General features: G+C 44.2%; 18 protein-coding genes. All 18 read left to right on the forward strand.

Annotation, left to right across the window (positions count from 1 at the left end; all coding sequences use genetic code 11):
• Positions 1 to 2: 2 nt before the first annotated feature.
• The 18 genes from VQ00_RS03935 to glyS all read left to right on the forward strand — a co-directional run bounded on the left by VQ00_RS03935 (position 3) and on the right by glyS (position 14,678).
• Positions 3 to 752, forward strand: a complete 750-nt coding sequence (locus VQ00_RS03935; protein WP_046178754.1) for a 16S rRNA (uracil(1498)-N(3))-methyltransferase — start codon at positions 3 to 5, stop codon at positions 750 to 752.
• 5 nt (positions 753 to 757) lie between these two features.
• Positions 758 to 2,089, forward strand: coding sequence for a tRNA (N(6)-L-threonylcarbamoyladenosine(37)-C(2))-methylthiotransferase MtaB (gene mtaB / locus VQ00_RS03940; RefSeq protein ID WP_046178755.1), 1,332 nt, complete (start codon positions 758 to 760; stop codon positions 2,087 to 2,089).
• A gap of 104 nt (positions 2,090 to 2,193) precedes the next feature.
• Positions 2,194 to 2,877 carry a deoxyribose-phosphate aldolase gene (gene deoC, locus VQ00_RS03945; protein WP_046178756.1) on the forward strand — a complete coding sequence of 228 codons (684 nt, stop codon included), beginning with the start codon at positions 2,194 to 2,196 and terminating at the stop codon, positions 2,875 to 2,877.
• Between the two features lie 109 nt (positions 2,878 to 2,986).
• Positions 2,987 to 3,160: a 30S ribosomal protein S21 gene (gene rpsU, locus VQ00_RS03950; RefSeq protein WP_046178757.1), complete on the forward strand. Its 174-nt coding sequence runs from the start codon at positions 2,987 to 2,989 to the stop codon at positions 3,158 to 3,160.
• Positions 3,161 to 3,173: 13 nt separating this feature from the next.
• Positions 3,174 to 3,620, forward strand: coding sequence for a GatB/YqeY domain-containing protein (locus VQ00_RS03955; RefSeq protein ID WP_046178758.1), 447 nt, complete (start codon positions 3,174 to 3,176; stop codon positions 3,618 to 3,620).
• A 172-nt stretch (positions 3,621 to 3,792) separates the two neighbouring features.
• A complete protein-coding gene (locus tag VQ00_RS03960; RefSeq protein WP_046178759.1) occupies positions 3,793 to 4,497 on the forward strand; it encodes an NfeD family protein in 705 nt (234 codons plus the stop codon).
• Between the two features lie 15 nt (positions 4,498 to 4,512).
• Positions 4,513 to 5,508 (forward strand): flotillin-like protein FloA, encoded by a 996-nt coding sequence (gene floA / locus VQ00_RS03965; RefSeq protein ID WP_046178760.1) that lies wholly within the window; start codon positions 4,513 to 4,515, stop codon positions 5,506 to 5,508.
• Positions 5,509 to 5,574: 66 nt separating this feature from the next.
• On the forward strand, positions 5,575 to 5,898 hold the full coding sequence (locus VQ00_RS03970; protein WP_046178761.1) for a hypothetical protein: 324 nt from the start codon (positions 5,575 to 5,577) through the stop codon (positions 5,896 to 5,898).
• Between the two features lie 51 nt (positions 5,899 to 5,949).
• Entirely contained in the window at positions 5,950 to 6,216 is a 267-nt protein-coding gene (locus VQ00_RS03975; RefSeq protein WP_046178762.1) for a YabP/YqfC family sporulation protein, read from the forward strand.
• Entirely contained in the window at positions 6,209 to 7,336 is a 1,128-nt protein-coding gene (locus VQ00_RS03980; RefSeq protein ID WP_046178763.1) for a sporulation protein YqfD, read from the forward strand. Before VQ00_RS03975 ends, VQ00_RS03980 begins: the two co-directional genes overlap by 8 nt.
• 26 nt (positions 7,337 to 7,362) lie before the next feature.
• Positions 7,363 to 8,352, forward strand: coding sequence for a PhoH family protein (locus VQ00_RS03985; RefSeq protein ID WP_046178764.1), 990 nt, complete (start codon positions 7,363 to 7,365; stop codon positions 8,350 to 8,352).
• Positions 8,336 to 8,806, forward strand: coding sequence for an rRNA maturation RNase YbeY (ybeY, locus tag VQ00_RS03990; protein ID WP_046178765.1), 471 nt, complete (start codon positions 8,336 to 8,338; stop codon positions 8,804 to 8,806). The genes VQ00_RS03985 and ybeY overlap by 17 nt, the downstream gene beginning before the upstream one ends.
• Positions 8,790 to 9,161, forward strand: coding sequence for a diacylglycerol kinase family protein (locus tag VQ00_RS03995; RefSeq protein WP_046178952.1), 372 nt, complete (start codon positions 8,790 to 8,792; stop codon positions 9,159 to 9,161). Before ybeY ends, VQ00_RS03995 begins: the two co-directional genes overlap by 17 nt.
• Positions 9,162 to 9,165: 4 nt before the next feature.
• Positions 9,166 to 9,576 (forward strand): cytidine deaminase, encoded by a 411-nt coding sequence (locus VQ00_RS04000; protein ID WP_483782920.1) that lies wholly within the window; start codon positions 9,166 to 9,168, stop codon positions 9,574 to 9,576.
• A complete protein-coding gene (gene era, locus VQ00_RS04005; protein ID WP_046178767.1) occupies positions 9,566 to 10,474 on the forward strand; it encodes a GTPase Era in 909 nt (302 codons plus the stop codon). The genes VQ00_RS04000 and era overlap by 11 nt, the downstream gene beginning before the upstream one ends.
• A gap of 23 nt (positions 10,475 to 10,497) precedes the next feature.
• Positions 10,498 to 11,271, forward strand: coding sequence for a DNA repair protein RecO (gene recO / locus VQ00_RS04010; RefSeq protein WP_046178768.1), 774 nt, complete (start codon positions 10,498 to 10,500; stop codon positions 11,269 to 11,271).
• 457 nt (positions 11,272 to 11,728) lie between these two features.
• Positions 11,729 to 12,619 carry a glycine--tRNA ligase subunit alpha gene (gene glyQ, locus VQ00_RS04015; protein ID WP_046178769.1) on the forward strand — a complete coding sequence of 297 codons (891 nt, stop codon included), beginning with the start codon at positions 11,729 to 11,731 and terminating at the stop codon, positions 12,617 to 12,619.
• Positions 12,612 to 14,678, forward strand: coding sequence for a glycine--tRNA ligase subunit beta (gene glyS / locus VQ00_RS04020; protein ID WP_046178770.1), 2,067 nt, complete (start codon positions 12,612 to 12,614; stop codon positions 14,676 to 14,678). The genes glyQ and glyS overlap by 8 nt, the downstream gene beginning before the upstream one ends.
• The last annotated feature ends 51 nt before the right edge of the window (positions 14,679 to 14,729 follow it).

The raw sequence follows: 14,729 nt of genomic DNA on the forward strand, positions 1-14,729 counted from the left end.
AAATGCAGCGATATTTTTTAACAAACGAGCAGGATGAACAAAATATCCTATTTTCAAAAGAAGATATCCACCACATCCGCCGCGTTATGCGCATGGAAGAAGGCGATCATGTTTATACCGTGTTTCCAGATGGCAGGGCGGCTGTGGCTGTGCTGACAAATGTAACGGATACGTCTATTGTTGCGAAAGTGGAAGAGTGGCTGGCACACTCGGCTGAATTGCCGGTAGAAGTTGTTCTGGCGTGCGGTCTTGTGAAAGGCGATAAATTCGATTATATTATACAGAAAGGAACAGAACTCGGCGCTGCCGGGTTTGTTCCATTTGAAGCCGAACGTTCGATTGTAAAGTGGGACCTTAAAAAAGGAGCCAAAAAAATAGAACGATGGCAAAAGATTGCTAAAGAAGCAGCTGAACAGTCTCATCGAAATCGGATTCCGGCTGTGGCAGAGCCGATGTCAGTTACACAAATTATTGAGCATGGAAACATGTTTGATGTAAAACTATTTGCTTATGAAGAAACTGCTAAATCCGGGGAAATGCCTGCTTTTTATGAGGCAGTCAGCGGCTTGGAATCCGGCAGGCGCATGCTCGCTGTTACCGGTCCGGAAGGTGGATTTTCTGAAAAAGAAGCCGCTCGGCTGCAGGGAGCGGGATTTATTCCATGCGCACTTGGGCCGAGAATTTTGCGGGCGGAAACCGCTCCTTTATATGTGCTGTCAGCAGTTTCTTTTTACTTAGAATTGAAGAGGTGATTTACATGCCAACAGTGGCATTTCATACGTTAGGCTGCAAAGTAAACCATTATGAGACAGAAGCAATCTGGCAGCTGTTCGAGCAAAATGGCTACGAGCGGACGGATTTTGAAAAAACATCGGATGTATATGTCATTAATACATGTACGGTGACAAATACAGGAGATAAAAAAAGCCGGCAGGTTATTCGCCGTGCTGTGCGCAAAAATCCGGATGCGGTCATTTGTGTAACAGGCTGTTATGCGCAGACGTCTCCAGCTGAAATTATGGCGATTCCGGGTGTAGATGTCGTCGTCGGCACACAGGACCGAATCAAAATGCTTGAGTATATTGAGCAGTTTAAACAAGAGCGCCAGCCGATCAATGCAGTGGGCAATATTATGAAAAACCGTGTGTATGAAGAATTAGATGTTCCTGCATTTACAGACCGGACACGGGCTTCACTGAAAATTCAGGAAGGCTGCAACAACTTCTGCACATTTTGCATCATTCCTTGGGCGCGCGGCTTAATGCGGTCGCGTGATCCGGAAGAAGTCATCCGCCAGGCGAACCAGCTTGTTCGGTCCGGTTATCAGGAAATTGTCCTGACAGGCATTCATACAGGCGGTTATGGATCTGACTTTAAAGATTATAATCTGGCCATGCTGCTTCGTGACCTGGAAACAAAAGTGCCGGGTTTAAAACGGATTCGTATTTCATCGATCGAAGCGAGTCAGTTAACGGATGAAGTCATTGACGTCATCGACAAGTCCAATATTGTTGTCCGCCATATGCATATTCCGCTTCAATCTGGATCGGATACCGTGTTAAAACGTATGCGCCGTAAATATACAATGGCTGCCTTTGCAGACCGGATCAATCGCTTAAAAGAAGCACTGCCAGGTCTTGCTGTCACGTCAGATGTCATTGTTGGATTCCCTGGTGAAACGGAAGAAGAATTTATGGAAACGTACAATTTCATTAAGGAGCATCAATTTTCCGAGTTGCACGTATTCCCTTATTCCAAACGGACAGGCACACCAGCAGCCCGGATGGACGATCAGGTTCATGAAGAAATCAAAAATGAACGTGTCCACAAACTAATTGCGTTATCAGACCAGCTTGCGAAAGAGTACGCGGCACAATTCGAAAATGAAGTGCTTGAAGTTATTCCGGAGGAGCCTTTTAAAGAAGGCGGCGAAGGGCTTTACAGTGGTTATACTGATAACTATTTAAAAGTGGTTTTCCCGGCAACAGAAGACATGGTTGGGAAAATTGTAAAAGTGAAAGTAACAAAAGCAGGCTACCCATATAATGAAGGGCAGTTTGTTCGCGTGCTTGAAGCAGCAATAGTGTAAAACCGGCGAATCCGCCGGTTTTTTTCGTCTATTTTCTCGCATACCGCTTTGAATGGTGGTAAAATGAAGAGGTACGGACAACTAACTGAAAGGGGATCATTTTAATGATTACCGATACATTTGGAAATATCGCAAAAACAATTGATCATACACTCTTAAAAGCAGATGCAACAAAAGAAGAAGTAGCAAAATTATGCGAAGAAGCAAACCGGCACGGATTTGCTTCTGTCTGCATCAATCCGGCCCGCGTTAAGCAAGCGGCAGAATTGCTTCGTGGATCTGAAGTAAAAGTTTGTACGGTCATTGGGTTTCCGCTGGGTGCAACGATTACCGAAGTAAAGGCGTTTGAAACAAAAACGGCCATTGAGCATGGCGCGACAGAGGTCGACATGGTCATCAACATCGGTGCGTTAAAAGATGGCGCTATAGAAGTGGTTGAAAAAGATATTAAAGCGGTTGTTGCCTCCGCAAAGGGAAAAGCACTCGTGAAAGTTATTATTGAAACGAGCCTTCTCACAGAGAAGGAAAAGAAAACAGCTTGTGAATTAGCAGTAGCAGCAGGTGCGGATTATGTAAAGACATCTACAGGTTTTTCATCTGGCGGTGCAACTGAAAGTGACATTCGTTTAATGCGTGAAACAGTCGGACCAAAAATCGGTGTAAAAGCATCAGGCGGTGTCCGCACACAGCAGGATGCGATGACAATGGTTAAAGCGGGCGCAACACGAATTGGTGCAAGCTCCGGTATTGCGATTGTGACAGGAGTTGAAGGAGAAGCAGGCTACTAATTGTGTATCTTTTGTAAAGAAAGTTTCTTGACCGGGCTGGGAGCATGTATTATAATAGTTCAGTACATGGAATTTCCATCGTAATGTGTTCGGAGGGAGGGAAAAAGAAATGTCAAAAACTGTTGTTCGCAAAAACGAATCGCTTGAGGATGCTCTTCGCCGTTTCAAGAAAACTGTTTCTAAAACTGGCACCCTGCAGGAGTACAGAAAGCGCGAATTTTATGATAAACCAAGCGTGAAACGCAAAAAGAAATCTGAAGCAGCTCGTAAACGTAAGTTCTAAGAGGAGGTTTTTTATGAGTCTTCTCGGACGTCTTAATGACGAGATGAAGCAAGCGATGAAGAACAAAGAGAAAGAAAAACTGACAGTCATCCGCATGCTGAAAGCTGCATTGCAAAATGAAAGCATTAAAGCAGGCGGCCGCGACCTGACGGAAGAGGAAGAACTGACAGTCCTTTCTCGCGAAGTGAAACAGCGCAAAGACTCCCTCCATGAGTTTGAAAAAGCCGGCCGTGAGGATCTTGTGGCCAAAATTCAGACTGAACTGACTTACGTGAACGAATATATGCCGGAACAGCTTTCAGAAGAAGATGTGTCGGCCATTGTTGATGAAACAATCGCTGAAACCGGTGCTTCTGCGAAAGCGGACATGGGAAAAGTGATGGCTTCGCTTATGCCGAAAGTAAAAGGCAAAGCGGATGGATCGCTTGTAAACCGTCTTGTCCAGCAAAAGCTTTCTTAAAAAACTGCCGTCCAATTAGGACGGCAGTTTTTTATTTTAAATTAAAAAAGTACATATTTTTGGACGATATTCAGCTCCAGGCGCCTTACGCTTTTATTATTATGAAACTTTTTGCCTGTTTATTCCGTATAAATGAGAAAGAACCTGCAGAAAGGCGGTGAGACATATTCCAATGAAAAAATGGGCGGGATTGCTTGCAGGCGTTCCATTCCTATTCGCATTTGATGGCAGTGGAAGATTTGTCGATTTTGCCACAAACCCAATTGTTGTTATGATTCTTTTATCGGCTATGCTGACAGGATTTATTTTAGAATTGTTTACGCCGGGCTTTGGAATACCCGGGGCTGTCGGCACGCTTGCATTGATCATTTTTACTGCAGGTCACTTCATGTCAGGGGATGCCGGTATTTTGACAGTGCTGCTCATTGTGGCTGGGGTCGTCTTTATCTTGGCAGAAGTTATTTTGCCGGGTGGAATCGTTGGCTTTATTGGCTTCTTGCTTTTTGCGGCAGGCGTTCTTTTTGCTGGAGCAAGTTTGCTTTGGACAGCCATTTCCCTTTTGATCGCCTTTATGATCGCAACAGCAGCACTGATTTTAATGGTAAAGGTGTTGGGGAAAGAAATGAAATTTTTCAAGAAATTCATTTTAAGCGATTCGACGGATACAGAACGCGGATATGTATCAAACGTTACACGGACAGACTTAATTGGGAAAGTAGGAAGAGCTAAAACGGCACTGCGCCCATCTGGAACGGTTGTGATTGATGGAGAGCGTGTTGATGCTGTCGCAGAAGGTGTTTTCATCGCAGGTGGGAAAGAAGTAGCTGTCGTTAAAACAGAAGGCGTCCGAGTTGTTGTAAGAGAGATTGAATCATAAAGGAGGAATTATTGTATGTTTGCAGGTAATACCATTCTTTTGATTGCAGCCATTGCCGGCGCGATCATTTTACTAAGTATTTTGTTAACTCTCGTCCCGGTTGCGCTTTGGATTTCAGCGCTCGCGGCTGGCGTTAAAATCAGTATTTTCACGTTAATCGGTATGCGTCTTCGCCGTGTTATACCAAATCGAATTGTGAATCCGCTTATTAAAGCATCTAAAGCAGGACTTGGTTTAAATATTAATCAGCTTGAAAGTCATTATTTAGCCGGAGGGAATGTTGACCGTGTTGTCAATGCTTTGATTGCGGCGCACCGTGCAAATATTGAGCTGTCATTTGAGCGTGCCGCTGCGATTGACCTTGCAGGCCGTGACGTGTTGGAAGCTGTTCAAATGAGTGTAAATCCGAAAGTGATCGAAACGCCATTTATTGCGGGTGTGGCGATGAACGGAATTGAAGTAAAAGCAAAAGCGCGGATTACCGTAAGGGCCAATATTGACCGCCTTGTCGGTGGTGCAGGTGAAGAAACAATCGTTGCGCGTGTCGGCGAAGGGATCATTAGTACAATTGGTTCCAGCGAACATCATAAAAAAGTACTTGAAAATCCAGATATGATTTCACAAACTGTCTTAAATAAAGGTCTTGATTCCGGAACGGCTTTTGAAATTTTATCCATTGATATTGCAGACGTGGATATCGGCAAAAATATCGGCGCAGAACTTCAGACGGAACAAGCGGAAGCGGATAAAAACATCGCTCAGGCGAAAGCGGAAGAGCGTCGTGCGATGGCTGTTGCGAAAGAGCAGGAAATGAGAGCGCGCGTTGAAGAAATGCGGGCGAAAGTTGTTGAAGCGGAAGCGGATGTCCCGCTTGCAATGGGTGAAGCGCTTCGTGCCGGAAATATCGGAGTCATGGATTACTTGAACATTCAAAACTTATCCGCGGATACGGACATGCGTGGTGCGATCAGCAGTCTTGGCGACAAGAAAAAAGACCATAAGAATGACTAATTTAACCGTAAGGGGGTCATTGCAATAGAAGCGCTAATATTTGCCGTTATTGCCGGTTTGATCTCGATGTTTTTTAATAAAAATGAGAAGCAGGAAAAATCTAAAAAAAACAAACAAAAAGTAGAGCGGAAAATAAAAGAAATGGCCGGACAAATGGAGCGTAAACCGGCAGAAAAAGCTTCAACTGTTATGCCCTCCATAGAACAAAAGGAGCCATTAGGACCGAAATCCGCAAATAATGAAGAAAAGCCCTCTCGGTCTACACGACCGAAAAGAATAAAGAAAAAAGAACCGATATCTGTTATTGACACGTGGACGGGTGAAGACATGATTAAAGGAATTGTATTGTCAGAAGTGCTTGGACCACCGAAGTCGAAACGCAAAAAGTGATGAGTGCCCCTTTTTTTTCATACATATATGAAAAAGAAAGGGGCGTTTTTTATGAAGTGGATGGGAAAGATGGCCGGTCTGCCGGAAGACGCTGTCGGACGGATTCCGAGGGTTGTCATGATTGGTAATAGCAAAGTAGTTGTTTATAATGCCGAGAAACTAGAACAGTTTACCAATCAGTTCGTACGCATTCAACTGTCGAATGCCACGCTTGAAATACAGGGGAAATCACTGGAAGTATTAGAACTAATGCCTGCTGAAGTGGTGATTGAAGGGGAAATTACTTCGGTTTGTATGAAGGAAAAGAAACGTGGCTGACTTTTTTTTCACTGGTGCAGTAACCGTGTTGATTAGAGGAGAAGAAGCCCCTTTATTTCCAGGCAGACTACATCAACGCGGTGTCACATTAAAAAATCTTCAATACAACCGCCAGAATGAGGTTCGATTTTGCCTGTCCATCCGGGATCTTGGACAGCTCAGGCAGGAAGCAAGGCATTTTTCCGGCACAATTCGATTTGAAGAACGGACAGGTTTTCCATTTTTAAAAAAGCGTCTTTTCCAATATGCCCCATTTTTTTTGGCGAGTATCTGCTTTTTTATTATAATGATTCTTTTGTCTGCGATGATCATTCGAATTGATATACAAGGAGCAGATGCGGAATTGAAAGAGGACGTTCGAGTATTTTTGAAAAAAGAAGGTATTCGTGAGGGGGCAATTCGTTTAAATGATTTAGATGCGGAACAGATTTCCAGGCGTGCCGTTCAAGAAATCCCTGGAATCGTGCGTTTTACAATTGAAAAAAAAGGTGTCGTTTATATCGTTGATGTTTCTGCTGAGAAAAAAGCGGAAAATTCTTTAGCTGGAAGCCGTCATTTAAAAGCATCAAAATCGGGTGTTGTGCATGATTTATTTGTAGAGTACGGGGTATCGAAGATTCGGCGAGGAGATTTTGTGGAGGCTGGGAGCCGATTGATCACGGGGACAAAAAAGAAACCGGCTGCTGGAACAGTAACAGCAGAAACGTGGTACAAGGCAACAGTTACCCTTGGAAACAAGTCATTGAAAACACGAAATGGGGAAAAAAGAAAAAGTATCTTTTTTTCATTTGGAGAAAAAGAATTTAGTTTTTGGACAGCTTCTCCGTTCCAAAAGCCTGTTCAGTCAGAAGAAAACCGTTATTCCCTTCATTTTTTTTCTTATCGATTGCCGGTTTCTTTGCGGACCGAAACATTTTATCCATTAAAGTCAGTTACAACCATTGAATCTGAGGCAGAACAAGAGAAAAGAGCGATTCAGGCAGCGAAAGCCGCCTTAATGGCCAAACTGCCTAAAAAGGCAGTCATAATAGGCGAAAACGTTTTACAGAAGCGGGTTGAAAGTGGTAAAGTAAAGGTGATTATACACTTCCAAGTACTAGAAAATATTGCAATTAACTAATCGTGGCAGCTAAGGAGAATGATTGAATGCAGGAAGAATTGAAGTCAGCAGCCGTCGCTCTTGGCGACCAAAACGAAGCCGTCTTATTATTCGGCGTTTCTGATCGCCATTTAACGATCTTGGAAGAAGAGTTCCACGTATCAATGGTTACACGGGGAGAAGCAGTCCATATATCCGGATCTGCCCAAAACGTTGGAAAAGCACGGGTTGTGGTGGAGCAGCTGCTTGGGGTCATTCGCAAGCAAATCAACATAAGTGAACGTGATGTCATTAATGCGGTTCAAATGGCTAAAAATGGCACGATCGAATATTTAGATGAATTATATGAAGAAGAAATAACAAAAAATGCTAAAGGCAAGTCCATCCGTATTAAAACGCTTGGTCAGCGGGACTATATTGAAGCAATTCGAAGCAAAGACCTCGTTTTTGGTATTGGACCGGCAGGAACTGGTAAAACATATCTTGCTGTTGTGATGGCAGTGCGCGCGTTAAAAAACAGCCGGGTCAAGCGTATTATTTTAACACGTCCGGCAGTTGAAGCAGGCGAAAGCCTTGGGTTTTTGCCAGGAGATTTGAAGGAAAAAGTGGATCCTTATTTGCGCCCGTTATATGATGCACTCCATGACGTTCTCGGGGCAGAGCATACGGATCGGATGATCGAACGCGGAACAATTGAGATCGCGCCGCTCGCCTACATGCGCGGCCGTACACTGGATGATGCTTTTGTTATTTTAGATGAGGCACAAAATACGACCAAAGCACAAATGAAAATGTTTTTAACACGTCTCGGTTTTGGTTCCAAAATGGTTATCACCGGTGACCGGACACAAATTGATTTGCCTAAAGGGGCTGTTTCAGGTCTCGTTTCAGCCGAGCGAATCCTTGAAAATACGCATGGGATTTCGTTTGTACATTTAAATCAAACCGATGTCGTCCGTCATCCACTTGTGGCAAAAATGATTACAGCATATGAAAAAGCAGAAAAAGGAGATGACGGGAATGGTACTCGTCGTTGATTTTTTAGACGAAACAAACCAGCTTGATGAAGGAGCGGAAAAGCTTTCGGGAGAATTGCTGCAGCTTGCGGCAGCGAAAGAATTGGTGCCCGATGGCAGTGAAGTGTCTGTTACGTTTGTGACAAACGACCGGATTCAGGAAATGAACCGAGACTACCGGGAAAAAGATGCACCGACTGACGTCATTTCATTCGCACTTGAGGAAATGGGTGAAGATGAAGTAGTCATTACCGGGGCAGATTCGCCGAGGATTTTAGGCGACATTATCATTTCGATTGATCGAGCAAAAGAGCAGGCAGAAGAGTACGGTCATTCCTTTGAGCGGGAACTCGGTTTTTTAACGGTTCATGGCTTTTTGCACCTGCTTGGTTATGACCATATGAATGAGCAGGATGAAAAAGAAATGTTTGGCCGTCAAAAAGACATTTTGGATGCGTATGGACTTGAAAGATAATCAAACGTTTAATGTAAAAAGACTTTTCTCTTCATTCAGTTTTGCCGGAAATGGTTTGAAACTCGCGTTGCTTGAACCAAATATACGTGTTCACGCTGCTGCAGGTATTTTCGTATCTGCAGCTGGTTTTATTTTTGGGCTGACACGGCTCGAATGGTGTGTGCTTCTTTTAACAATAGCAGGCGTTATTACGCTTGAAATGATGAATACAGCCATTGAAAAAACGGTGGACCTGGTGACTGAGGAATACAGGCCGCTCGCTAAAATGGCGAAGGATCTTGCGGCAGGAGCAGTCCTTGTTTTTGCTTGTGCGGCGATTATAATCGGATGCATTTTATTTATTCCAAAATTTTAACGAGGTGGACAAGATGAATCAACAAAAGCTTATGGAAGCCGCAAAAGAGGCACGTGAAAGAGCGTATGTTCCATATTCGAACTTTAAAGTTGGCGCTGCGCTGTTAACGAAAGATGGACAAATCTTCGGCGGCTGCAACATTGAAAATGCAGCATACAGCGTTGTGAACTGTGCGGAGCGTACAGCCATTTTCAAAGCTTGGTCAGAAGGCGCGAATGAATTTGCGGCTATTGCCGTTGTAGCTGATACAAAAAGACCAGTGCCGCCGTGCGGTGCTTGCCGGCAGGTCATAGCCGAGCTCTGTCCGCCGGATATGCCCGTTATATTAACAAATTTACAAGGCGATGTGCAGATGCTGACAGTGTCAGAACTTCTGCCAGGTGCTTTTTCACCGGAGGATTTAAATGGAAAATAATAAATACAAATCAGGCTTTATTTCAATTATTGGCCGGCCAAATGTTGGGAAATCAACCTATTTAAATCGGGTGATCGGGCAAAAAATTGCCATTATGAGCGATAAGCCGCAGACGACGCGCAATAAAGTACAGGGTGTCCTGACGACAGATCATGCCCAAATGGTTTTTATCGATACACCAGGTATTCATAAACCGAAACATAAACTGGGCGACTTTATGATGAAAACGGCTGTAAACACGCTAAGAGAAGTAGACATTGTCCTTTTTATGATCAATGCGGAAGAAGGGTTTGGCGGGGGCGATGAGTTTATCATCGACAAGCTGAAAGATGTAAAAACACCGATTTTCCTGGTCATTAACAAAATCGATCGTATTCATCCGGATAAGCTGATGGAACTCATCGTGCAATATAAGGAATTTCTTGATTTTGCTGAAATTGTGCCGATTTCAGCTCTTGAAGGAAATAACGTGGACCGGCTTTTGGAGCAAATTCAAAAAATTCTTCCAGAAGGTCCGCAATACTATCCGGCTGACCAGGTAACCGATCATCCGGAGCGATTTATCGTTTCTGAATTAATCCGCGAAAAAGTATTGCATTTAACACGGGAAGAAGTGCCGCATTCGATTGCTGTAGTGATCGACAAGATTTCAAAGCGTGACGGGAAAGATATGATTGACGTTATGGCAACGATTGTGGTGGAACGTGACTCGCAAAAAGGGATTGTGATTGGAAAACAAGGTGCATTGTTAAAAGAAGTAGGCAAACGCTCACGTCAGGATATTGAGCATTTACTCGGCTCAAAAGTATTTTTGGAGCTGTGGGTAAAAGTTCAAAAAGATTGGCGCAACAAAGCAGCCAATCTACGCGACTTCGGATTTAAAGAAGACGAATATTAATGTCCTGATAAGGAGTGGGCGGCATGCTTGAAAAATGGGAAGGCATCGTGCTCCGGACAAATGATTATGGTGAAACAAACAAAATTGTAACGATGCTGACACGTGAAAAAGGAAAAAAAGCAGCAGTTGCAAGGGGTGCGAAAAAAATGAACAGCCGCTTGTCAGGCGTCACACAGCCATTTACACATGGCTATTTTCTCGTGCAGGGCGGTAAAGGTCTCGGCACGATGCAGCAGGGAGAGGCGCTTGACTCCATGCGCTACATACGGGAAGATTTATTAAAGACGGCCTACGCGGCATATATTGCTGAGCTGACAGACCGGACAACGGAGGACGGAGAAACGGGTGCCCCGTTATTCGAGCTCGTTCGAAAAAGTCTTGCGTACATTAACGATGGAATGGACCCGGCCATTGTTACGAACATTTTTGAAATGAAAATGCTTGTGCAGGTAGGGTTGCGGCCGGAACTGTCAGCGTGCACGGTCTGCGGGGAAACAGAAGGCCAATTTGGTTTTTCCATTCGAGAAAACGGCTTAATATGCCACCGTTGTTTTGAAAAAGACCCGTATTACCTGCCGCTGTCGCCGGCTGCGATTCGCTTGCTGCGGCTTTTTTACTTTTTCGATCTTGACCGCCTCGGCTCAATTGATGTAAAAGAATCAACGAAAAAAGAGCTTCGGGCAGCTATTTCCATGTATTACGACGAATACGCCGGTTTGTATTTGAAATCCCGCCGTTTTTTGGAACAGATGGAGCGGTTTGAAGATGTCTTTAAAAAAGACGAAGTGGATGATTGACAAAAGAATGTTTTTGCATTACGTTTTAATAGACAAAAGCAAATAATGAAGTGCAGTGAAGGAAACAAGTAGGTATCATTCTCTTTTAAAGCGAGCCTGGGGCAGTGGGAGCCGGGTAAAGAGTGATGCCGAACAGGCACTCCGGAGCACGTTTACAAGAAAGCGGCCATTTGGCAAATAGGGTGGAACCGCGGGTGATAAACCCGTCCCTATGTACACAATTTTGTGCTACATAGGGACGGGTTTTTTTGTTTTTTATATTGTCCAGCTTCAGACGCCATTGAGACCCGCACGATGTGGGTTACAAAAGCGTTACGACGATCCAGATGATCTAGCGAATGCCACAGGGACGTGGCGGCTTTGAAGCGTGGCGGCACGATGCCGCGTTCTTAGCTTTTGTTCCATAAGTCCATAAATAGGCGCCTTACGCTTTTCTTACAAAAAAGGAGGAATTAGAGTGAATATTCAAGAGATGATTTTAACGCTCCAGAAGCATTGGTCCGATCAGGGATGTATTTTAATGCAGGCATATGATGTGGAAAAAGGAGCCGGTACGATGAGTCCCTACACATTTTTACGGGCGATTGGACCGGAGCCTTGGAATGTGGCGTATGTAGAGCCGTCGCGCCGCCCGGCAGATGGCCGTTACGGTGACAACCCAAACCGATTATATCAGCATCATCAATTTCAAGTTATTATGAAACCGTCGCCGGACAATATTCAAGAATTATACTTGGATTCATTAAAAGCGCTTGGCATTGATCCGCTTGAGCATGACATCCGATTTGTTGAAGACAACTGGGAAAATCCATCGCTCGGCTGTGCAGGCCTTGGCTGGGAAGTATGGCTTGATGGAATGGAAATCACTCAGTTTACGTACTTCCAGCAAGTGGGGGGTCTTGAGTGCAAGCCGGTATCTGTTGAAATTACATACGGCATTGAGCGCCTGGCGTCGTACATTCAAGATAAAGAAAATGTATTTGAACTGGAGTGGACGAACGGGTTCACAGTTCATGATATTTTTTATCAGGCGGAGTTTGAGCATTCAAAGTATACATTTGAAACATCTGATCCGGACATGCTGTTTAACTTATTTGGCGTGTATGAAAAAGAAGCAAAACGTCAAATGGATGAAGGGCTTGTACATCCGGCGTATGATTACGTTTTAAAATGTTCGCACGTATTTAATCTTCTCGATGCCCGGGGAGCGATTTCAGTTACGGAACGGACCGCTTATATCGGCCGGATGCGGAACCTTGCCCGCCAGGTTGCGAAAACATTTTATGATGAAAGGGAAAAGTTAGGCTTCCCAATTTTAAACCGGAAAGGAGATGCAGCTCATGAGTAAAGATCTTTTATTGGAAATCGGTCTGGAGGAAATGCCGGCACGATTTGTCACCCAATCAATGAAGCAGCTCGGTGAAAAAGTGAGCACTTATTTAACGGAATTAAACATTGAATTTGGAGAGGTTCACACTTTTTCAACACCAAGAAGGCTGGCGGTCATTGTTAAAAATGTATCAGAAGCGCAAGCAGATATTGATGAAGAAGCAAAAGGCCCAGCGAAAAAAATCGCGCAGACAGAAGACGGGGAATGGTCAAAAGCAGCCGCCGGTTTTGCAAAAGGCCAAGGTATGACAACGGATGATATTTATTTTAAAGAAATAAAAGGCATTGAGTATGCACATGTAAAGAAATTTATAAAAGGACAAGAAACAGCAGCATTGCTTTCTGGTCTTGAACATGTCATTTTGGCGTTAACATTTGGCAAAAATATGCGCTGGGGCTCAAGCGATATTCGCTACGTGCGCCCGATTAAGTGGGTCACCGCTTTATTCGGTCAAAATGTCATTCCGTTCAGCGTCGCAGACGTACAAACAGGAACTGAAACAGCCGGGCACCGGTTTTTAGGGGAACGGGCGAGCATTCAGGAAGCGTCTGCCTATGTGGATACATTAAAGCAGCAGTTTGTTATTGCTGATCCGACTGAACGCCGTGACATGATTTTAGCGGGACTAAAGCAGCTGGAACAAAAAAACAACTGGATGATTCCTGTCGATGAATCACTGTTAGAAGAAGTTAACAACTTGGTTGAGTATCCGACAGCCCTGTCCGGTTCCTTTAACGAAGAGTTTCTAGCATTGCCGGAAGAAGTACTGATCACATCAATGAAAGAGCACCAGCGCTATTTCCCGGTGAAAAAAGCAGATGGCACACTGCTTCCGCATTTCATTACGATCCGAAATGGAAACAGCCATGCGATAGACAAAGTATCACGCGGCAATGAAAAAGTATTGCGCGCCCGTCTGGCAGATGCGGATTTCTTCTACAAAGAAGATCAAAAAACGCCAATCGCCGATTCTCTTCAAAAGCTTGAAAAAATTGTATATCACGAAAAAATTGGTACCCTATCCGAAAAAGTCACCCGTATTCGCCGAATTACAGCGAATATAGCTGAGTTGATGACCGAAACGAACGAGATCAAATTGCTTGCAGACCGCACAGCAGAAATTTGTAAATTTGACCTAGTGACACAAATGGTTTATGAATTTCCAGAATTGCAAGGTATTATGGGAGAGAAATATGCCCGTCAAAAAGGTGAAAAAGAAGAAGTGGCTGTGGCGGTGAACGAACACTACATGCCACGCTCAGCGGATGACTCTGTTCCCTCAACAAAAACAGGCGCACTTGTCAGCATAGCGGACAAACTTGACACGATTACGGCCTGTTTTGCGGTGGGTATCATTCCAACAGGCTCGCAGGATCCATATGCGCTTCGCCGTCAGGCAGCGGGCATTGTGCAGACAATGACGAGGCACAACTGGAATGTGACGCTTTCAGATATCATTTCCTCTGCCATTGCAGAAGTGCTGGCAGACAATATTGGTGATAAAGATGCTGAGACGTTACAAGCGGAAATCAGTTCATTCTTTGCACTTCGTGTAAAGCATATTTTACAGGAAAAAGGAATTCGTTATGATATCATCGATGCTGTTTTGACAAAAACAGGTACGCTGTCTGACATGGAAGAAACAGCTGTTGTTTTAATGAATCATAAAGATGATATAGACTTTAAAGAAACAATGGAAGCATTAAGCCGTATCGTCAATATTTCGAAAAAAGCGGATGGCGAACGTGACGTGAATCCGGCGTTATTCCAAAATGATCAGGAAACAGAGCTGTACAGTGAATATGTAAAGCTGCAAAGCGAGTGGGATAAAACGGCAGCAGCAGACGACCGCTATCAGCAGCTTGCCGTGCTTAAGCCCGCCATTGAACGTTATTTCGACAATACAATGGTAATGGCAGAAGAAGAAACATTGAAGCAAAACCGCCTTGCTGTTATGCAGCATCTTGCCCGCATTATTCTTGAGTTTGCGGAAGTGACGGCCGTCCTCGTAAAATAAACCGGTCCATCCTGCACTGCCCGCTGTTTATTCGGTGAAAATGAGCTATAA

The sequence above is a fragment of the Domibacillus tundrae genome (assembly GCF_000970675.1).
GTDB classification, from domain to species: Bacteria; Bacillota; Bacilli; order Bacillales; family Domibacillaceae; genus Domibacillus; species Domibacillus tundrae.